Below are 19,804 nucleotides of genomic sequence, written 5' to 3' on the forward strand. Positions count from 1 at the left end.
CTGTCTTTGCACCTCTCTTCCGCAGTACTTCCTCAAGGGCCTGTTATTAGCGGGAACAGGCCCTGGATCCCGATTTGCGCCGATCATGGACTCGACCGGCGCGGGCAAAATTCGTGTTGCTGGCAACGCACGGTCAATAACGCTTCGGCAACGTATGGAACGAGGACGCTTCACACGATGATCTCCCCGCTGGAAATGACGTTGTTCCTGCTGCTCGCCTCGGTGGTTGGCGTCGTGCTGTTCCGTTATCTGAACCTGCCGCCGATGCTCGGCTATCTCACGGTCGGCATTCTGGTCGGTCCGCGCGCGCTCGGCATCGTGCCGGACACAGCGGGGGCGAAGAATCTGGCCGAGTTCGGCGTCGTGTTCCTGATGTTCTCCATCGGCCTCGAGTTCTCGCTCACGAAGCTGCGCGGCATGCGGCGCGCCGTGTTCGGCCTGGGGCTCTCGCAGGTCATGGGCACGATCGCCGTTGCGCTCTTGCTCGGGCTCGTGCTCCAGCCGTGGGTGCACATCACCTGGCAGGCGTGCGTCGCGCTCGGCGGCGCGCTCGCCATGTCGTCCACGGCCATCGTGAGCAAGATGCTGGCGGAGCGTCTGGAGATCGAATCCGAGCATGGCCGCAATATTCTCGGCGTGCTGCTGTTCCAGGATCTCGCCGTGGTGCCGCTGCTCATCGTCATCGCGGCGTTCGGTGGTTCGTCGGCATCGCTCGTCGAATCGCTTGGCATGGCCGCCATCAAGATCGTGCTCGCGCTCGGCATTCTGCTCATCGTCGGGCAGAAGTTCATGACGCGCTGGCTCACCGTGGTCGCGCGGCGGCGTTCGCAGGAGCTGTTCGTGCTGAACGTGCTGCTCATTACGCTGGGCGCGGCCTTCATCACCGACAAATTCGGCCTCTCGCTCGCGCTCGGCGCGTTCATCGCGGGCATGCTGATCGCCGAGACGCCGTACAAGCATCAGGTGGAAGAGGACATCAAGCCGTTTCGCGACGTGCTGCTGGGCCTGTTCTTCGTGACCACGGGCATGCTGCTCAATCCGCACGTGATCTGGCAGCACCCGTTGATGGTGGCCGCGTTCCTGATCGGGCCGGTCGTGCTCAAGGCCGTGCTCATCACGGCCCTCACGCGCCTCTTCGGCGCCTCGCCGGGCGTGGCGATGCGCACCGGGCTCGGTCTCGCGCAGGCCGGCGAATTCGGCTTCGTGCTGCTGAACCTCATTCTGGACAAGCATCTCGTCGATCCCACGCTGCTTCAGGCGATCTTGGCCGCGATGCTGCTTTCGATGCTGCTCGCGCCGTTCCTGATCCAGAACGCGGACCGCATCGTGCTGCGCCTGTCGTCCACGGAGTGGATGCAGCAGTCGCTGATGATGACGCGCATCGCCACGCAGAGCATCAAGCAGAGCGGCCACGTGATCATCTGCGGCTACGGCCGCGCGGGGCAGAACCTCGCGCGCATGCTCGAATACGAAGGGCTCTCGTACGTGGCGCTCGACCTCGACCCCGACCGCGTGGCCGCGGCGGCCGCGGCGGGCGAGTCGGTGGTGTTCGGCGACGCGGCGCGGCGCGAGTCGCTGGTGGCGGCGGGCATCCACCGTGCGGCGGCGGTGGCGATCACCTACGCGAATACGCAGTCGGCGCTGCGCGTGCTGCACCACATCCACGAACTGGAGCCCACGCTGCCCGTGATCGTGCGCACCGTGGACGACGCCGATCTCGAGCGCCTGCTCGCGGCCGGCGCGACCGAGGTGATTCCCGAGATCGTGGAGGGCAGCCTGATGCTCGCCTCGCACATGCTCGTGGTGATGGGCGTGCCGATGCGCCGCGTGGTGCGGCGCGTGGAGGAAATGCGCGACGAGCGCTACAGCCTGCTGCGTGGCTATTTCCACGGCACCGACGATGCAGGCGAGGACGGTCACGAGCAGGTGCGGCTACAATCCGTACCGGTCGACGCGCGCGCCGAGGCGGTGGGCCGCACGCTCGCCGATCTGGGCCTGTTCGACCTTGGCGTGGAGGTGACGGCGATCCGCCGGCACGGCATTCGCGGCGTGGAGCCCGACCCTTCGACGAAGCTGCGCGAAGCGGACATCGTCGTGCTGCGCGGTCTGCCCGAGCAACTGGCGCAAGCCGAGGAGCTCCTTTCGCGCCATCGCAAGACGGGCGCCGCCGGCGCGGGCGCGACGGCTTGAGCGACGCCGCCGCGGTGCGCAACCGCGCTATGCCACCGCAGTGCGCCGAAAGATGCGGTGCAACGCTTTAGGGGTCCTGCCCCGATTATCCGAATCCTGTTCTTTATTCTCGCCATTACCCGGAGAAATCATGTCCAACGCACCTGCGAACGCGAGCGCCGAAGCCTCACAGTTCGTCAACAGCCTGATCCGCACGGTGCCCGACTGGCCTCAGCCGGGAGTGCAGTTTCGCGACATCACGCCGCTCATTGGCCACCCGAAGGGCCTGCGCGTGTTGATCGACCTGTTCGTCGAGCGTTATGTCGATGCGAAGCTCGATTACGTGGCGGGCCTCGATGCTCGCGGCTTCATCATCGGGCCGATCGTCGCGTACGAACTGAATGTGGGCTTCATTCCGATTCGCAAGATCGGCAAGCTGCCGTACAAGACGGTTTCCGAGACCTACAAGCTTGAATATGGCGAATCCACTGTCGAGATCCATGAGGACGCTTGCCGCAAGGGCGACCGCGTCGTGATCGTCGACGACCTGATCGCCACGGGTGGCACCATGCTCGCGGGCAAGCTGCTGCTCGAGCGCCTTGGGGCGACGGTGGTGGAGGGCGCGGCCATCATCGACCTGCCGGACCTGGGCGGCTCGAAGCTGCTCACCGAAGCGGGCCTGCCGCTCTTCACCGTGACCGCGTTTGGTGGTCACTAAAGTGGCCACTGAGCGGCCCCTAAGCGGCCACTGAGCGGTCATTTCAAGCGGCCAACTTCGCGGTCGCCGCGTGCCCCTCGAGCGGCCACCGATTCCACGGATACCCTTCACGCCATGCCCAACTTCGCGCTGTTTCTCGCCACCTCGATTGCCATCACCTTCGCGCCCGGCCCCGACAACCTGCAAGTGCTCGCACGCGGCATCTCGCAGGGCCGCGCGGCGGGACTCGTCGCCGCGCTCGGCTTTGCCGCGGGCGTGACGTTTCACACGACGCTCGCGGCGCTCGGCATTGCCGCCGTGCTGCGCTCGTCGCCGCTCGCGTTCCAGATCCTCAAGCTCGCGGGCGCCGCATACCTCATCTGGATCGGCGTGAAGGCGCTACGCAGCCAGGGCCTGGCCGCCGCCGGCGACAAGCCGCGCCAGCCGCTTTCCGCGATCTTTCGCCAAAGCGTGCTCGGCAACGTGATGAATCCGAAGGTGACGCTTTTCTTCGTCGTGTTCCTGCCGCAGTTTGTCGATACGCACGGCGCGCAGAGCGTCACGCTGCAGATGCTCGAGCTCGGTCTCGTGTTCATGGCGCAGACCGTCGTGGTGTTCTCGGTGTTCGGTCTGTGCGCCGGCACCATCGGCGGCTGGCTCAAGCGCCGGCCGCGCGCGGGCCTGTGGCTCGACCGGCTCGCCGGGCTCACCTTCATCGCCATCGGCATGCGCATCGCGCTGCGCGACTGACGCATCCGCACGACGCCTGGAGCTTCACGAGATGACCTTGCCTTGCATCACCGACGCGCGCCGCTTCGACGCGAGCGCGCATCTGCCGTTTTTCTTCGGCGACGAACGCGTGGGCTGGATTCGCCGCGGCGACGTCGCGCTGCTCGCACGCTGGCCCGATGTCTTCGAGATCGCGGATACGGGTAAAAGCGCGCGCGTCACGCTCGCCGCGAAGTTCGACAACGTGACTGCACGTAGCGCCGCGCTGGGCGCCGTGATCGGCGCGCTCGCCGCCGAGGGCCGCATTCCCGGCTGGCGCGACGAGACCTACGCGATCCGCAACGCTTTCGACGCGCCGCCGCTCGCCTTTATCGAGCGCGCCGCCTCGCGCTTCTTCGGCACGATGACGTATGCGGTGCATTTGAACGGCGTCGTAGAATACGCGGGCTCTGCTTCGCCCCGCGCGCCGCAGTTGTGGATCGCGCGGCGCAGCGACACCAAGGCCACCGATCCCGGCATGCTGGACAACGTCGTGGCGGGCGGCATCGGCTGGGGCTTCGGCATCGAGGCCACGCTCGTGAAGGAGTGCTGGGAGGAGGCGGGCATTGCCGCCGAGCTTGCTGCGCGGGCCAAAGCCGGCCGCACCGTGCACGTGCTGCAGTCGCTGCCCGAGGGCACCCAGGCCGAGCAGATCTTCGTCCATGACCTCGCGCTGCCTGAGGACTTCGTGCCGCACAATCAGGACGGCGAAGTCGGCGAGCACCGCCTCGCGCGCATCGACGAAACCGCGCGCTGGATCGAAGAGGGCAAGATGACGGTGGACGCGAGCCTCGCGACGCTCGATCTGCTGTTGCGCCGCCAGTGGATAGACGAAGACGCGTGCGAGGGCATCGCCGCGATCTTCGAGCCGCCGACGCTGTGAAAGGGCGCCGGTTTTTGTATTTGGAAAGCCCTTCTAGATCACCAAGAATTTGACGGGAGTTACCTGGGTCATGTCGACCGATCACAGCTTCATTCTCAAACTGTCGTGCGCCGACCGGCCGGGCATCGTGCATGCCGTGTCGGGTTTTCTGTTCGAGCGCGGCAGCAACATTCTCGATTCGGCCCAGTTCGGCGACAGCCACACGGGCGAGTTCTTCATGCGCGTGCACTTCTTGCAAGTGGGCGGCGATCCGGGCAAGGAGGGGCTAGAGGGCCTGCGTGCCGCGTTCACGCCGCTCGCCGATGAGTTCGGCATGCGCTGGGAGCTGCACGATGCGAACGTGAAGCCGCGCGTGGTCATCATGGTCTCGAAGATCGGCCACTGCCTGAACGATCTGCTGTTCCGCTACCGCACCGGGCAGCTCTCCATCGAGATTCCCGCGATCATCTCGAATCACAAGGAGTTCTATCAACTCGCGGCGAGCTACAACATTCCGTTCCATCACTTCCCGCTGCTCGGCGGCAGCGAGGCCGACAAGGCCGCGCAGGAAGCGCGTGTGCTCGACGTGGTGAACGGCGAGCGCGCCGACCTCGTGGTGCTTGCGCGCTACATGCAGATTCTCTCGCCGCAGCTGTGCGATGCACTCAAAGGCCGTGCGATCAACATTCACCATTCGTTCCTGCCGAGCTTCAAGGGCGCGAAGCCGTACTACCAGGCGTTCGACCGCGGCGTGAAGCTGATCGGCGCGACGGCGCATTATGTGACGTCCGATCTCGACGAAGGCCCGATCATCGAACAGGAAGTCGAACGCGTCGATCACAACATGACGCCGGACCAGCTCACGGCAATCGGCCGGGACGTGGAATGCGTGACGCTCGCGCGCGCGGTGAAGTGGCACGTCGAGCATCGCATCGTGCTCAACGGGCACAAGACGGTGGTGTTCCGCTAATCCGCTGTCGTCAGAGCTCTCGTTGCTGCGACAACTTGCCGTAGCGTGTCACGCGGCACGCTACGGTGTTTCGAACTATTCTTATTGCACGACGGCGTAACCGCATCTGCGCGGCCCTCTCCTCCACGCCGTCCTATTCCCTCGTACTACTCCTTAAGACTTAGCGGCGGATCGTCGCGTCCTACCTGCGAGTAATAGTCTGCGGGCGCTGTGCTTCCTACTCTTGTTACGTCAATCCAACAAGAAGAGGAAACACCATGAAAGCCGCCCCATCCCCACCGGCGGACACCGTATCAGACAGCCGCGCCTGGCGCGTGCTTGGATCGAGCACCTTCGCGTTCACGATCTGCTTTGCCGTCTGGATGATGTTCGCAATCCTCGGCATTCCGCTCAAGAAGCAACTCCATCTCACCGATACCGAATTCGGTCTCATCGCCGCGATGCCGGTGCTCACCGGATCGCTCGCCCGCGTGCCGCTCGGCATCTGGACGGACCGCTTCGGCGGCCGGATCGTTTTCTTCCTCACCATGATCGCGACGATCGTTCCGATCTGGCTCGTGTCGTATGCGACGCAACTGTGGCAATTCCTCGTGCTCGGCCTGTTCGTGGGTTTAGCGGGTGCCTCGTTCTCCGTCGGTACGCCCTATGTCGCGCGGTGGTTCCCGAAGTCGCGCCAGGGCTTCGCCATGGGTATCTTCGGCGCGGGCAACTCGGGTGCGGCGCTCAATAAATTCGTGGCGCCGGTGCTGATCGTCGCGGCCGGCACGTGGACCATCGTCCCGAAGGTCTACGCGGTTGCGATGCTCGTCACCGCACTGTTGTTCTGGGTGTTCTCGGCAAGCAATCCCGCCCATCTCGTGAAGGGCTCGACCAGCGTGGCGAGCCAGATGCGCGTGCTCGCCGACCCGCGTGTGCTGCGCTATTCGCAGTACTACTCGGTGGTGTTCGGCGGCTACGTGGGCCTTTCGCTGTGGATGCCGCAGTACTACGTGAACCAGTACGGCTTCGGCATCGAGCAGGCGGCCTTCCTCGCGGCGTGCTTCTCGTTGCCCGGCGGCGTGCTGCGCGCGATCGGCGGCTGGCTCTCCGACCGCTATGGCGCCTATCGCACGACGTGGGCCGTGATGTGGGTCTCGCTCGGCTGCTTCTTCCTGCTGAGCTACCCGCCGACCGACTTCGTGATCCACAGCGCGCATGGCCCGCTCGGCCTGCACATCAGCACGGGTCCGGTGTTCTACACGGTGCTCATGTTCATCGTGGGCATCGCGATGGCGGTGGGCAAGGCCTCGGTCTTCAAGTTCATCGGCGACGAATACAGCGAGAACATCGGCGCGGTTTCCGGTGTGGTGGGTCTGGCCGGCGGCCTCGCGGGCTTCATCCTGCCGATCCTGTTCGGCCTGCTGGTGGACCTCACCGGCGTGCGCACCACCTGTTTCATGCTGATGTTCGGTGCCACCGCGGTCAGTCTGCTGTTCATGCACTTCTCGTTCCGCCCAGAGGCGGTCGCACATGGCCGCGCAATGCTGGAGCGCAAGGAGGGAGGCGAAGTGGTTTCGCTGAAGGAAACGTCGCAGTCCGAATGACTGGCCAGCCGAGGCTGGGTCAACCCGGATGATTTCACGCGCCGCGTGTGCGGCGCCTACTGTACGAGCACTATCATGTCCAAATATCTTCTGACCAAGTGGGAGCCCGAGAACACCAGGTTCTGGGAGGCTTCCGGCGAGCAGATCGCCACCCGCAACCTGTGGATTTCGATTCCCGCGCTGATGCTGGCGTTCATTGTGTGGTCGCTGTGGAGCGTCACGGTCGTCAATCTCGACAAGGGCGGCTTCCACTTCACCAAGAACGAGCTGTTCTGGCTCACGGCGCTGCCCGCGCTCTCGGGCGCCACGCTGCGCATCTTCTACTCGTTTCTCGTGCCGATCTTCGGCGGCCGCCGCTTCACCGCGATCTCCACGGCGAGCCTGCTGATTCCGGCCATCGGCATGGGCTTCGCGCTGCGCGATCCGTCCACCTCGTATTCGACGCTGCTCGTGCTCGCGCTCCTGTGCGGCCTGGGCGGCGCGAACTTCAGCTCGTCGATGGCGAACATCAGCTTCTTCTTCCCGAAGGCGCGCAAGGGTTTCGCCACGGGCCTGAATGCGGGCATCGGCAACCTGGGTGTTTCGGTCGTGCAGTTCGTCACGCCCATCGTGATCTCGACGGCCGTGTTCGCGGGCCTGCTCGGTGACGGTCAGGCTTATGTGAAGGACGGCGTCGAACACAGCATCTGGCTGCAGAACGCAGGCTTCGTGTGGGTGCCGCTCATCATCGTGTCGTCGATCGCCGCATGGTTCGGCATGAACGACATCGCCGACGCGAAGGCATCGTTCAGCGAACAGGCCGTGATTTTCCGCCGCGCGCACAACTGGATCATGTGCTTCCTCTATGTCGGCACGTTCGGTTCGTTCATCGGCTTCTCGGCGGGTCTTGCGCTGCTGACCAAGGCTGAATTCCCCGCAATCAACCCGACCGCCTGGGCCTTCCTCGGGCCGCTCGCCGGTGCGCTGACGCGTCCTGTCGGCGGCTGGATCTCGGACAAGCTCGGCGGCGCACGCGTGACGCTCTGGACCTTCGTCGCGATGATCGTGGCCGTGATGGGCGTGATCACCTTCCTGCCGGGCGGCGCGCTCGGCGGTGCCGAGGGCAGCTTCGTCGGCTTCCTCGCGATGTTCGTGGTGCTGTTCGCACTCACCGGCATCGGCAACGGCTCGACCTTCCGGATGATTCCCGTGATCTTCCTCACGCAGCACCAGCGCGCGGCCGAGGGCAAGGGCGCGCCGGCACAGCACAGCGCGCTGGCCGAGGCAGGCAAGGAATCGGCAGCGGTGCTCGGCTTCGCAGGGGCGATGGGCGCGTACGGCGGCTTCTTCATCCCGAAGAGCTTCGGCACCTCGCTCGACATGACCGGCTCGCCCGTCATGGCCCTCGTGTGCTTCATCGGCTTCTACGTGGTGTGCGCGCTCGTGACGTGGTTCTTCTACGCACGCCGCAACGCCTCGATGCCGTGCTGAGGCAAGCAGCCGAACTAGTCCTTTGGGAGTAGCGAGGCGCGAGGGGCCTCCTCCCGATGCGCTTCGCGCACTCTCCCCTCGATGAATGGGCAGGCAAGCGTCTGCCCGCCATACTCGAAAGCGAATTTCGAAAGATTCGACGGCACGCAAATGGCACGCGCTCGAGGCGCGAGGCGGCGGATGCAGTCGATGAAAAAACATCAGCAGTCCCGGAGCATCGTATGAGTTACTTTCTGGACCGGTTGAAGTTCATGTCGCGCGTGAAGTCGACCTTCTCGAACGGCCACGGCGCAGTGGTGAACGAAGACCGCAAGTGGGAAGACGGCTATCGCAGCCGCTGGCAGCACGACAAGGTCGTGCGCTCGACACACGGCGTGAACTGCACGGGCTCGTGCTCGTGGAAGGTCTACGTGAAGAACGGCCTGATCACGTGGGAAACGCAGCAGACCGACTATCCGCGCACGCGCGCCGATCTGCCCAATCATGAGCCGCGCGGCTGTCCGCGTGGCGCCTCGTATAGCTGGTACGTCTACTCGGCGCAGCGTGTGAAATATCCGATGATGCGCGGCCGCCTGATGGACATGTGGCGCGATGCGCGCCGCACGCTCGACCCGGTCAAGGCGTGGGCTTCGATCGTCGAGGATCCCGAGAAGGCGGCGCGCTACAAGCGCGCGCGCGGCCAGGGCGGCTTCGTGCGCGCCGACTGGGATACGGCCACCGAAATGATCGCCGCGGCCAATGCCTACACCGTCGGCAAGTACGGCCCGGACCGCGTGATCGGCTTCTCGCCGATTCCCGCGATGTCGATGGTCTCGTACGCCGCGGGTGCGCGCTATCTGAGCCTGATCGGCGGCGCGTGCCTCTCGTTCTACGACTGGTATTGCGACTTGCCGCCTTCGTCGCCGCAAACGTGGGGCGAGCAGACCGACGTGCCCGAATCGGCCGACTGGTACAACTCGACCTATTTGATGGTGTGGGGCTCGAACGTCCCGCAAACGCGCACGCCCGACGCGCACTTCTACACCGAGGTCCGCTACAAGGGCACCAAGACGGTGGCGGTTTCGTCGGACTTTGGCGAGATGGTGAAGTTCGGCGACATCTGGCTCGCGCCGAAGCAGGGCACCGACGCCGCTCTCGCGCTCGCGATGGGTCACGTGGTGCTCAAGGAATTCCACGCGAGTGGCAAGTCCGCGTATTTCCGCGACTACGTAAAGCAGTATACGGACATGCCGCTGCTCGTCACGCTCGCCGAGCGTGACGGCGCGCGGGTGCCGGACCAGTTCCTGCGCGCTTCGCAGCTCGCCGGCAATCTCGACGAAGCGAACAACCCGCAGTGGAAGACGCTGGCGATCGACGCGGCCACGGGCGACATCGTCGCACCGAACGGCTCGATTGGCTTCCGCTGGGGCGAAGGCCAACACGATGGCGGCAAGAAGGTGGGCCGCTGGAATCTGGAGATGAAGGACGGCGGCAGCGGCCGCGAGATCGATCCGCGCCTTTCGCTCGTCGATCAGCATGACGAAGTGGTCGAGGTGGGCTTCCCGTACTTTGGTGGCGAACAGGGCGCGCTGCTCGCGCGCCGCGTGCCCGCGAAGCGCGTGGCGCTCGCGGACGGCACGAGCGTGCTGGTGGCGACCGTCTACGACCTGCAGATGGCCAACTATGGCGTCGATCAGGGCCTGGGCGGCCCGAACGTGGCGTCCTCCTACGATGATGACGTGCCTTGCACGCCCGCATGGCAGGAGAAACACACCACGGTGCCGCGCAAGCTCGTGATCCAGGTGGCGCGCGAATTCGCCGACAACGCCGATCGCACGCATGGCAAGAGCATGGTGATCGTGGGCGCGGCCCTCAATCACTGGTACCACAACGACATGATCTACCGCGGCATCATCAATCTGCTGATGATGTGCGGCTGTGTCGGCCAGAGCGGCGGCGGCTGGGCGCACTACGTGGGCCAGGAAAAGCTGCGTCCGCAATTCGGCTGGGCGCCGCTCGCGTTCGCGCTCGACTGGTCGCGCCCGCCGCGCCAGATGAACGGCACGTCGTTCTTCTACAACCACACGAGTCAGTGGCGCCACGAGAAAGTCCATCTCGACGAGATCCTTGGGCCGGGCGCCGATCGTGAGCGCTACAAGAACCTCTCGATGCTCGACCTCAACGCGAAGTCCGAGCGCATGGGCTGGTTGCCTTCGGCGCCGCAGCTGGGCGCGAATCCGCTCGACGTGGTGGACGCCGCGAAGCGTGCGGGTGTGTCGCCGGTGGACTATACGGTCGAGAAGCTCAAGTCGGGAGAACTGAGCTTCGCTTGCGACGACCCGGACAATCCCGCGAACTTCCCGCGCAACATGTTCGTGTGGCGCTCCAACATTCTCGGCAGCTCGGGCAAGGGCCACGAGTACTTCCTGAAGTACCTGCTCGGTACGCAGAACGCGCTCTTCGGCGACGAAGCCGACGCGATCAAGCCGTCCGAGGTGAAGGTGCGCGAGGCGGCCGAGGGCAAGCTCGACCTGCTCACCGTGCTCGACTTCCGCATGAGCACCACGTGCCTGTACGGTGACATCGTGTTGCCGACGGCCACGTTCTACGAGAAGGACGACCTCAACACGTCCGACATGCACCCGTTCATCCACCCGCTGTCCGAGGCCGTGCAGCCGTTGTGGGAGAGCAAGACCGACTGGGAGATCTACAAGGCCATCGCGAAGAAGTTCTCGGAGATCGGCGGCGAGCATCTCGGCACGCGTACCGACCTCGTCTGCACGCCGCTCATGCACGACACGCCGGGCGAGCTCGGCCAGGCGTTCGAGCCGAAAGACTGGCGCCACGGCGAGTGCGATCTGATCCCGGGCAAGACCGCGCCCGCGATGACGGTCGTGGAGCGCGACTATCGCGAGATCTACAACAAGTTCACCTCGGTCGGACCGCTGCTCGAGAAGCTCGGCAACGGCGGCAAGGGCATCAACTGGAACACCGCGCATGAAGTGGGCGAACTCGCGCACCTCACGGGCCGCCATGAGGGCGCCGGTGCGGGCGAGGGACGACCGCGGCTGGATACGGCCATCGACGCCGCCGAGATGATTCTCACCTTTGCTCCCGAGACCAATGGCCACGTGGCGGTGAAGGCGTGGGACGCGCTCTCGAAGATCACGGGCCGCGACCACACGCATCTGGCCGAAGGCCGCGAGCACGACAAGATTCGCTTCCGCGACGTGCAGGCGCAGCCGCGCAAGATCATCTCCGCGCCCACGTGGTCGGGTCTCGAATCGGAAGAGGTGAGCTACAACGCGGGCTACACGAACGTGCACGAGCTGATTCCATGGCGCACGCTCACGGGCCGTCAGCAGTTCTATCAGGATCACCGCTGGATGCTCGACTTCGGCGAGGGCTTCTGCAACTACAAGCCGGCCATCGACACCAAGACGATCTCGCCGATGCTGGGAGCCAAGCCCAACGGCGAGCACGAGCTGGTGCTGAACTGGATCACGCCGCACCAGAAGTGGGGCATCCACTCCACCTACACGGACAACCTGCGCATGCTTACGCTCTCGCGCGGCGGTCCGCACGTATGGGTCTCGGAAGTCGAGGCGAAGGAAGCGGGTCTCGTCGACAACGACTGGGTCGAAGTGTTCAACGTGAACGGCACGCTCACCGCGCGCGTCGTGGTGAGCCAGCGCGTGCCGCGCGGCATGTGTCTCATGTATCACGCACAGGAAAAGATCATCAACGTTCCAGGCGCTGAAACGAGCGGCATGCGCGGTGGCATTCACAACTCGGTCACGCGCACGGTGCTCAAGCCCACGCATATGATCGGCGGTTATGCCCAGCTGTCGTATGGCTTCAATTACTACGGCACGGTCGGCAGCAATCGCGACGAGTTCGTGATCGTTCGCAAGATGAAGAAGGTCGAGTGGCTGGAAGGCCCGATGAAGGAAGGAGCAGCATCATGAAAATCCGCGCCCAGGTGGCGATGGTCCTGAACCTCGACAAGTGCATCGGCTGCCATACGTGCTCCGTCACGTGCAAGAACGTGTGGACCTCGCGCGACGGTGTCGAGTACGCGTGGTTCAACAACGTCGAGACGAAGCCCGGCATCGGCTATCCGAAGGAATGGGAAAACCAGGAGAAGTGGAAGGGCGGCTGGGTGCGTAACCCGAGTGGCCGTCTCGAGCCGCGCCAGGGCCCCAAGCTCAAGGTGCTGGCGAATATCTTCGCCAACCCGAACCTGCCCGCCATCGACGACTACTACGAGCCGTTCACCTACGACTACGAGCATCTGCAGAAGGCGGGTCTGTCGCAGACGCCGCCCACCGCGCGCCCGGTCTCGGTGATCACCGGCAAGAAGATGGACAAGATCCATTGGGGTCCTAACTGGGAAGACGACCTCGGCGGCGAGTTCGAATCGCGCAGCCGCGACCAGCTCTTCGAGAACGTGCAGAAGGAGATGTACTCGAGCTTCGAGAACACCTTCATGATGTATCTGCCGCGCCTGTGCGAGCACTGCCTGAATCCCGCCTGTGTGGCGTCGTGTCCTTCGGGCTCCGTGTACAAGCGCGAAGACGACGGCATCGTGCTCGTCGACCAGGACAAGTGCCGCGGCTGGCGCATGTGCATCTCGGGTTGCCCGTACAAGAAGATGTACTTCAACTGGAAGAGCGGCAAGGCCGAGAAGTGCATCTTCTGCTATCCGCGCATCGAGGCGGGGCAGCCGACGGTGTGCTCGGAAACCTGCGTGGGCCGCATCCGCTATCTGGGCGTGATGCTGTATGACGCGGACCGCATTGGCGAGGCGGCTTCGGTCGAATCGACGCAGGACCTGTACCAGTCGCAACTCGACGTATTCCTCGATCCGCACGATCCGGCGATCCAGGCCGAGGCGCTGCGCCAGGGCGTGCCGCAGAGCTGGCTCGATGCGGCCGTGCGCTCGCCGGTGTACCGCATGGCGGTCGAGTGGAAGATCGCGTTCCCGCTGCATCCCGAGTACCGCACGTTGCCGATGGTCTGGTACGTGCCGCCGCTCTCGCCAATCCAGTCGGCGGCGGATGCGGGCCACATCGGCATGGACGGCGTGATTCCGGACGTCGCGAGCCTGCGCATTCCCATGCGTTATCTCGCCAACCTGCTCACCGCCGGCGACGAGAAGCCCGTGATCTCCGCGCTCAACCGCATGCTGACGATGCGCGCGTACAAGCGCACGCAGTCGGTGGACGGCGTGAACGACAACGCGCTGCTCAAGCGCGCGGGCCTCACGGCCGAACAGGTCGAGCACATGTACCGCACCATGGCGCTCGCGAACTACGAGGACCGCTTCGTCGTGCCGTCGTCGCACAAGGAAATGGTCGAGGACTCGTTCAACGAGAAAGGCAGCTGTGGCTTCTCGTTCGGCAACGGCTGCTCGGGTGGCGTCTCGGAAGGCTCGCTCTTCGGGGCGAAGCACGAGGGCAGCGTGGTGTTCGCCGACATGCCCAAGTCGCGCCGCAAGGCATCGTCGGAAAGCTGAGGAGGACAACATCATGTCGATCTATTCGGTTCTTTCAGCACTGCTCGACTACCCCGAGCAGCCCCTCATCGATGCACTCGACGAAATCGAAGGCGTGCTCGGGGAATCTCCGCACGGCGAGTTCGCGGTGCGCGAACTTGCGCCGCTCATTGCGGCGCTGCGCGAGCGCCCGCTCGTGGAGTCGCAGGAAATCTACGTGGCGACCTTCGACCGCAATCCGCGCCACTCGCTGCATCTGTTCGAGCACGTGCACGGCGAAAGCCGCGCGCGCGGCCAGGCGATGGTCGATCTGCTCGACGAATATCGCGGCTTCGGTCTCGATGTGGCAACCAGCGAGCTGCCCGACTTCGTGCCGCTCTTTCTCGAAGTGCTCGGCCTGATCGGCGAGGACGACGCCAGCACGCTGCTCGGCGAAGCGATCCACGTGCTCGCCGCGCTCGGCAATCAGCTCGAGCGCGACGAGAGCCCCTACGCCGCCATCTTCGCCGTGCTGTGCGAAATGAGCGTCGTCGAGCCGTTGCCGATCACCGGCGCGCCCGTGCGCGACATGGACGAGGCGCTCGAGCGCTTCGGCACGGGCGTCGACGGTGTCGAGCCGCTCCTGAGTCCGTTCGGCGCCGGCGCCGCGAATGCGCCGCAAGTCGTCCAGTTCCATCCGCGCGTGGCGCATGCCGCCTCGCCCGGCCGTACCAAGGAAATGCAATGAACACGTTCAACCAGTTTCTGTTCGGCATCTATCCCTACATCGCCGCTTCGGTCTTCCTGTTCGGCTCGCTCGCGCGCTTCGAGCGCGAGCAGTACACGTGGAAGGCGGACAGCTCGCAGCTGCTCTATCGCGGGCAACTGCGTCTTGGCAACATCCTCTTTCACATCGGCATCCTGGGGCTCTTCTTCGGGCACCTCGTGGGCCTGCTCACACCCGTCGCGGTTTGGGACTGGCTCGGTGTGCCGCATGCCGTGAAGCAGCTCGTGGCGATGGTCGCCGGCGGCGTGATGGGCTCGATGTGCCTTGCCGGTCTCGCGATCCTGATGCACCGGCGTTTCACGAACGCGCGCATCTCGGCGGTGACGCGCTTTGGCGACAAGGTGCTGCTGCTGTGGATCCTCGTCACGCTGCTGCTCGGGCTCACGACGATCGGTGCGTCGGCAAGCCATATGGACGGCGCCATGATGGTGCGCTTCATGAACTGGGCGCAGCACATCGTCACGTTCCGCGGCGACGCCGCGAGCTACGTGACCGATGCGCCGCTCGTGTTCCGCCTGCATCTGTTCATGGGCATGACGTTGTTCGTGATCTTCCCGTTCACGCGTCTCGTGCATGTGTGGAGCGGGCTGGCTTCGGTCACCTATCTGTCGCGGGCTTGGCAGCTCGTGCGTAGCCGCTAGGTGTGCGGCGGGGCGGGCCACCGGCCTGCCTCAAGATTTTCTTTGTGTTGTTGCCTCTGGGCGGCCGAGGGGATCGGCCGTTCTTTTGCGGGGAGCGAGCTACGTGCAAGCTCCCCCTTTTTTATGCTTGTTTGCCGCGCCACGCAAACGTCGTGCGGATCGACGCCCGGTTTGCCGCAGCGCAAGGCAGGACGCCGCCGCCCGTGACAGCGAGGGGCACGCGCATGGCACGCCCGGACGAACTGGCGCATAGTGTCGCAGTCCCCGTCCGATCCGGCTGCCGGCCGTGTTGTTTGCTATGCGTCAACCGATAATGAGGAATGCTGGCGCTTGCGCGCCGCCCTTCGTTTCCCGTGTCCTTGATGGCTATGACTCGTTCTGCCGATTCCGCCGCCCGTTTTGCACCGTCTTCGCCGGCTGGCACGGCCGCCCTGGCCGCCGCCTCGGCGGCGCCTTTCCGGCGGCGCCTCTCCACGCGCATCGTCGTGCTTTCCACGGTGGCGCTTGCGCTCGTGCTCACGATGATCGGCGGCACGCTCTGGCTCTCGTGGCAGCTCGAAGGCGCGGGCGCTGCGATCAACGACGCGGGCAGCCTGCGCATGCGCGCTAACGCGGTGGCCATCGAGCTGTGGGAGACCCGGCTGGGCAAACCTTCGCGGCTCGACGTGCAGGTCGGCCAGCTCAACGAGACGCTGCGTCAACTGCGCGAAGGCAACGCCGCTCGCCCGCTGTTCCTGCCCGACGACGTGAAGATCCGCCAGCAATTCGACCGCGTTTCAGCGGCGTGGCATGAACGGCTCGAGCCGGCCATGCAGCGCGATCGCGCCTCGGGCGTGGGCGAGCCATCGGCGTATCTCGCGCTGCTGCCCGCCTTCGTCGATGACGCCAATCACCTCGTAGTACTGATCGAGCGCGAGAACGCTCACAAGACGGCGTGGCTGCGCACCTCGCAAATCGCGCTCGCGGCGCTCTCGTGCGTGGGCACCGTGGCTATCGTCTACCTGCTCTACCTGTGGTTCGTGGTGCCCGTGCAGCGGCTGCAGGACGGCCTTGCGCGCATCGAGGCGCAGGAGTTCGATACGCGTCTGCCCGTCGATACGCGCGACGAATTCGGTCATCTCGCGCAGGGCTTCAACCAGATGGTCGCCGAGTTGCAGGCGCTGTATCAGGACCTCGCTGCACGCGTGGACGTCAAGACTGCGCAACTGGCCGCGCAGAACCGCGAGCTGCGCATCCTGTACGAAATGGCGGCCTTCCTCAATACACCGGAGCCGGTGGAGCCGCTTTGCCACGATTTTCTCGTGCGTCTGATGCGCGAGTTCGAGGCCGACGGCGGGACGGTGCGCATCGCCTCCGCCGAGGACGACAATCTGCATCTGCTCGTTGCGGAGGGCCTGCCCGAAGAGCTCGTGCGCGCCGAGCGATGCATGCCCGCGCAAGACTGTGCATGCGGCGCCGCGTCGGCGGAGGAGCCGGTGATCGTCGTCGATCTGCGCGACCTGGTGGCGAGCATGAACGCCAGGGGAGGGGCAGGCGGCGCGCAGGCCCTGAGCGACGCCGAGCGCGCGCACGCGCAGCATTGCCTGCGCGCGGGCTTCGCGAGCGTCGCGGTATTCGGCATCGTCTCGCAGAGCGAGCCGCTCGGCACGTTCTCGCTGCATTTCCGGCGCGAGCGCAACATGCCGCCTTCGGAGGTCCAATTGCTGCAGGCGCTCGGCCGCCATCTCGGCGTGGCACTGAAGAACCGGCGCCTCGCGGCGCTCGCGCGCCAGCTGGCGGTCTCGGAGGAGCGCAACCTCGTCGCGCAAGGGCTGCACGACAGCATCGCGCAGGGCCTGAGCTTTCTGAAGATGCAGGTGCACCTGCTCGACGGCGCGGCGGCCGACGGCAATCTCGACGAAGTGCGCGAGATCGTGCCGCTGCTCGCGGGCGGCGTGGAGGAGAGCTACGACGACGTGCGCGAGCTGCTCCTGAACTTCCGCTCGAAGCTCGGTCCCGGCGCGCTGCGGCCCGCGGTGGACGACACGGTGGCGCGCTTTCGGCGCCAGTCGGACGCCGAGCTGACGCTCGACTATCGCGACGAGGGCGGCCCGCCGCTGCCGGCGGATCAGCAACTCCAGGTGCTGTTCGTGCTCCAGGAGGCGCTCTCGAACATCCGCAAGCACGCCGAGGCGCAAAACGTGCACGTGAGCGTCGTCAACGGACGCGACTTCCGCCTCACCATCGAAGACGACGGCGCAGGCTACGATCCTGCGGAAATTGCCGCGCGTGGCGAAGCGCATGTGGGCTTTCACATCATGCGCGAGCGCGCCAAGCGCCTTGCCGGAGCGCTCACGCTCGACAGCGCGCCGGGGCGCGGCTCACGCGTGGAGCTCGTGCTGCCGGCCGGGAGCCGCAAGGCCGCTTGACACACCACGCTTTGCGCCAGCGTCGGCCGCATTGCCACAATTCGAATTCCACCCATGACCATCCGCATCCTGCTCATCGACGACCACACGCTGTTTCGCTCGGGCGTGAGCGCGCTTTTGCAACGCCAGCCCGACCTCGAGGTGGTGGGGGAGGCGTCGGACGGCGTCGAAGGCGTCAAGCGGGCGAAGCAACATGCGCCCGACGTAATCCTGCTCGACCTGAACATGCCCGGCCTCTCGGGCCTCGAAACGCTGCAACTGCTGGTGGAGGACCTGCCCGATACGGCGGTCGTCATGCTGACCGTCTCGGAGGATGCCGACGAACTCACCGCCGCGATGCGCGCGGGCGCGAGCGGCTTCCTGCTCAAGAGCATCGATGCCGATGCGCTCGTCGCGGCCATCCGCAAGGCCGCCGCGGGCCAGCCCGTGATCACCGAGCACATGACCGCGAAGCTCGTCGAGCAGATGCGCAAGCCGGCGGCGGCGCCGAGCGCGCCGAGTGCGCCGCGCACGAGCGGCGACACGCTCACCGCGCGCGAGCGCGACATCGTGCGCGAGCTCGCGCGCGGGGCGAGCAACAAGGAGATTGCGCGCACGCTCGACCTGGCCGAAAGCACGGTGAAGATTCACGTGCGCAACATTCTGCGCAAGCTGAACCTCACGAGCCGCGTGCAGGTAGCGGTCTATGCGGTGGGCCAGGAGGGCATGGCGGACGGCATGGGCGAGCCACGCGAGGGATGAGGCGGGCCGCCGCGCGAGGGGCGGCGGCCGGTTCGAAGCAGGGCTCGAGCGAGAGGCGGAGCAAACTGCCCCGCCGCACGCTCAAACGAGCCGCAGATAGATCAGCTCGCGCTTGATATAGGCATAAAAGATAGGCGCGGCAATCACGCCCTGGAGACCGAACGCGGCTTCCATGATGAGCATCGCGACCAGCAACTCCCACGTGCGCGCCTCGATCTGGCCGCCCACGATGCGTGCGTTCAGGAAATACTCGAGCTTGTGGATCACGATCAGGAACACGAGCGCCGTGACCGCCGCGGGCAGGCTCACAGTGAGCGCGATCGCGACGATCAGCGTGTTCGAGATCAGGTTGCCGATCACGGGCAGCAAACCGACCACGAAGGTCACCACGACGAGCATCTTCGCGAGCGGCAGCGGCGCGTGAAAGAGCGGCAGCACGATCAGCAGGAAGAGCCCGGTGAACACGGTGTTGATGGCCGAGATCTTCACCTGTGCGAACACGATGCGGCGGAACGCATCCGCGAAGCGCGCGACGCGCGTGACGAAGGCCGTCGAGAGCGGCAGCCGCGTGGCGTTCTTCTGCGCACCAATGGCGATGATCGCGCCGATGATCATGCCGATCACGATACGCCCGAAGATGCGCGCGGCGTTCTTGCCGCCCTGGCCGAGCTGGGTGGCGTGCTCGTGCATGAGCGCGATCGCCTTGAGCTTCATCTGGGCGACGTCGACGGGCAGATAGGCCGCGATGGCGTCGGGAATCTTGCCGCGCGCCTGGTCGACGAACGTCATCATCTGCGCCATCACCTTTTGCACGCTCGGCACGTCGTTTTCGAACTGCTCGATGACGCCCACCGTGATGCCCGTGAGTACGCCCACGATCACGATGGAAACCAGCACGACGGAGAGCCAGCGCGCGCGCTGGCTCGGCATGCGCCGCTCGATCAGCGGCGCGATGGTGTGCACGAGCTGAAAGACGAGCATCCCCGCGAGCAGCGCGCCGAGCAGGTCCAGGTGCAGCACCGCCCACAATCCGGCGAGCGCCGCCACATAGCTTCCAATCTCCACCGCCGAGAGCTTCGGCAGGCTCATGTCGCTCGTGAGCCTGACCGGCCTTGGCCGCAGGTCGCGCACCTGTTTGTCTTCAGTCGCTTCGTTGCGCTTGACCATGTTGGGTGTATTCCGTCTCCAGACCGCGGGGGCGCAAGCGCCCCCGTTCTGTTGTTGCTACGGCAACGGCTGCCACAGCAATGGCT

General features: G+C 65.4%; 14 protein-coding genes. 13 read left to right on the forward strand and 1 reads right to left on the reverse strand.

All coding sequences use genetic code 11. The features are described from left to right. The first annotated feature begins 177 nt into the window (after positions 1-177). The 13 genes from EYW47_RS17730 to EYW47_RS17790 all read left to right on the forward strand — a co-directional run bounded on the left by EYW47_RS17730 (position 178) and on the right by EYW47_RS17790 (position 18,551). Positions 178-2,190 (forward strand): monovalent cation:proton antiporter family protein, encoded by a 2,013-nt coding sequence (locus EYW47_RS17730; protein ID WP_133196144.1) that lies wholly within the window; start codon positions 178-180, stop codon positions 2,188-2,190. 130 nt (positions 2,191-2,320) lie between these two features. Then, positions 2,321-2,887, forward strand: coding sequence for an adenine phosphoribosyltransferase (locus EYW47_RS17735; RefSeq protein ID WP_133196145.1), 567 nt, complete (start codon positions 2,321-2,323; stop codon positions 2,885-2,887). A 114-nt stretch (positions 2,888-3,001) separates the two neighbouring features. Then, on the forward strand, positions 3,002-3,616 hold the full coding sequence (locus EYW47_RS17740; protein ID WP_133196146.1) for a LysE family translocator: 615 nt from the start codon (positions 3,002-3,004) through the stop codon (positions 3,614-3,616). Between the two features lie 31 nt (positions 3,617-3,647). Next, complete coding sequence (locus tag EYW47_RS17745; protein ID WP_133196147.1) at positions 3,648-4,517, forward strand: NUDIX hydrolase; 870 nt, start codon at positions 3,648-3,650, stop codon at positions 4,515-4,517. Positions 4,518-4,587: 70 nt separating this feature from the next. Continuing rightward, positions 4,588-5,466, forward strand: a complete 879-nt coding sequence (gene purU / locus EYW47_RS17750) for a formyltetrahydrofolate deformylase (protein WP_133196148.1) — start codon at positions 4,588-4,590, stop codon at positions 5,464-5,466. 257 nt (positions 5,467-5,723) lie between these two features. Next, positions 5,724-7,049 carry an MFS transporter gene (locus EYW47_RS17755; RefSeq protein ID WP_133196149.1) on the forward strand — a complete coding sequence of 442 codons (1,326 nt, stop codon included), beginning with the start codon at positions 5,724-5,726 and terminating at the stop codon, positions 7,047-7,049. Positions 7,050-7,124: 75 nt separating this feature from the next. After that, positions 7,125-8,519, forward strand: coding sequence for a NarK family nitrate/nitrite MFS transporter (locus tag EYW47_RS17760; RefSeq protein ID WP_133196150.1), 1,395 nt, complete (start codon positions 7,125-7,127; stop codon positions 8,517-8,519). A gap of 221 nt (positions 8,520-8,740) precedes the next feature. After that, positions 8,741-12,466: a nitrate reductase subunit alpha gene (locus tag EYW47_RS17765; protein WP_133196151.1), complete on the forward strand. Its 3,726-nt coding sequence runs from the start codon at positions 8,741-8,743 to the stop codon at positions 12,464-12,466. Beyond that, positions 12,463-14,016: a nitrate reductase subunit beta gene (gene narH / locus EYW47_RS17770; protein ID WP_133196152.1), complete on the forward strand. Its 1,554-nt coding sequence runs from the start codon at positions 12,463-12,465 to the stop codon at positions 14,014-14,016. Before EYW47_RS17765 ends, narH begins: the two co-directional genes overlap by 4 nt. A 13-nt stretch (positions 14,017-14,029) precedes the next feature. Next, a complete protein-coding gene (gene narJ / locus EYW47_RS17775) occupies positions 14,030-14,722 on the forward strand; it encodes a nitrate reductase molybdenum cofactor assembly chaperone (protein WP_133196153.1) in 693 nt (230 codons plus the stop codon). Beyond that, on the forward strand, positions 14,719-15,402 hold the full coding sequence (gene narI, locus EYW47_RS17780) for a respiratory nitrate reductase subunit gamma (RefSeq protein ID WP_133196154.1): 684 nt from the start codon (positions 14,719-14,721) through the stop codon (positions 15,400-15,402). Before narJ ends, narI begins: the two co-directional genes overlap by 4 nt. A 368-nt stretch (positions 15,403-15,770) precedes the next feature. Then, positions 15,771-17,810: a type IV pili methyl-accepting chemotaxis transducer N-terminal domain-containing protein gene (locus tag EYW47_RS17785; RefSeq protein ID WP_133196155.1), complete on the forward strand. Its 2,040-nt coding sequence runs from the start codon at positions 15,771-15,773 to the stop codon at positions 17,808-17,810. Between the two features lie 54 nt (positions 17,811-17,864). Beyond that, complete coding sequence (locus EYW47_RS17790) at positions 17,865-18,551, forward strand: response regulator (protein WP_133196156.1); 687 nt, start codon at positions 17,865-17,867, stop codon at positions 18,549-18,551. 81 nt (positions 18,552-18,632) lie between these two features. On the opposite strand, the gene EYW47_RS17795 is transcribed toward EYW47_RS17790, so the two are convergent. Continuing rightward, positions 18,633-19,718, reverse strand: a complete 1,086-nt coding sequence (locus tag EYW47_RS17795) for an AI-2E family transporter (protein ID WP_133196157.1) — start codon at positions 19,716-19,718, stop codon at positions 18,633-18,635. Between the last annotated feature and the right edge of the window lie 86 nt (positions 19,719-19,804).

It is taken from the genome of Paraburkholderia silviterrae, assembly GCF_004353915.1.
GTDB classification, from domain to species: domain Bacteria; phylum Pseudomonadota; class Gammaproteobacteria; order Burkholderiales; family Burkholderiaceae; genus Paraburkholderia; species Paraburkholderia silviterrae.

Bases quoted from the DNA above. Each gene is read 5' to 3' on its own strand.
- EYW47_RS17730 (WP_133196144.1), top strand. From the start codon at position 178: ATGATCTCCCCGCTGGAAATGACGTTGTTCCTGCTGCTCGCCTCGGTG.
- EYW47_RS17735 (WP_133196145.1), top strand. From the start codon at position 2,321: ATGTCCAACGCACCTGCGAACGCGAGCGCCGAAGCCTCACAGTTCGTC.
- EYW47_RS17740 (WP_133196146.1), top strand. From the start codon at position 3,002: ATGCCCAACTTCGCGCTGTTTCTCGCCACCTCGATTGCCATCACCTTC.
- EYW47_RS17745 (WP_133196147.1), top strand. From the start codon at position 3,648: ATGACCTTGCCTTGCATCACCGACGCGCGCCGCTTCGACGCGAGCGCG.
- purU (WP_133196148.1), top strand. From the start codon at position 4,588: ATGTCGACCGATCACAGCTTCATTCTCAAACTGTCGTGCGCCGACCGG.
- EYW47_RS17755 (WP_133196149.1), top strand. From the start codon at position 5,724: ATGAAAGCCGCCCCATCCCCACCGGCGGACACCGTATCAGACAGCCGC.
- EYW47_RS17760 (WP_133196150.1), top strand. From the start codon at position 7,125: ATGTCCAAATATCTTCTGACCAAGTGGGAGCCCGAGAACACCAGGTTC.
- EYW47_RS17765 (WP_133196151.1), top strand. From the start codon at position 8,741: ATGAGTTACTTTCTGGACCGGTTGAAGTTCATGTCGCGCGTGAAGTCG.
- narH (WP_133196152.1), top strand. From the start codon at position 12,463: ATGAAAATCCGCGCCCAGGTGGCGATGGTCCTGAACCTCGACAAGTGC.
- narJ (WP_133196153.1), top strand. From the start codon at position 14,030: ATGTCGATCTATTCGGTTCTTTCAGCACTGCTCGACTACCCCGAGCAG.
- narI (WP_133196154.1), top strand. From the start codon at position 14,719: ATGAACACGTTCAACCAGTTTCTGTTCGGCATCTATCCCTACATCGCC.
- EYW47_RS17785 (WP_133196155.1), top strand. From the start codon at position 15,771: ATGACTCGTTCTGCCGATTCCGCCGCCCGTTTTGCACCGTCTTCGCCG.
- EYW47_RS17790 (WP_133196156.1), top strand. From the start codon at position 17,865: ATGACCATCCGCATCCTGCTCATCGACGACCACACGCTGTTTCGCTCG.
- EYW47_RS17795 (WP_133196157.1), bottom strand. From the start codon at position 19,718: ATGGTCAAGCGCAACGAAGCGACTGAAGACAAACAGGTGCGCGACCTG.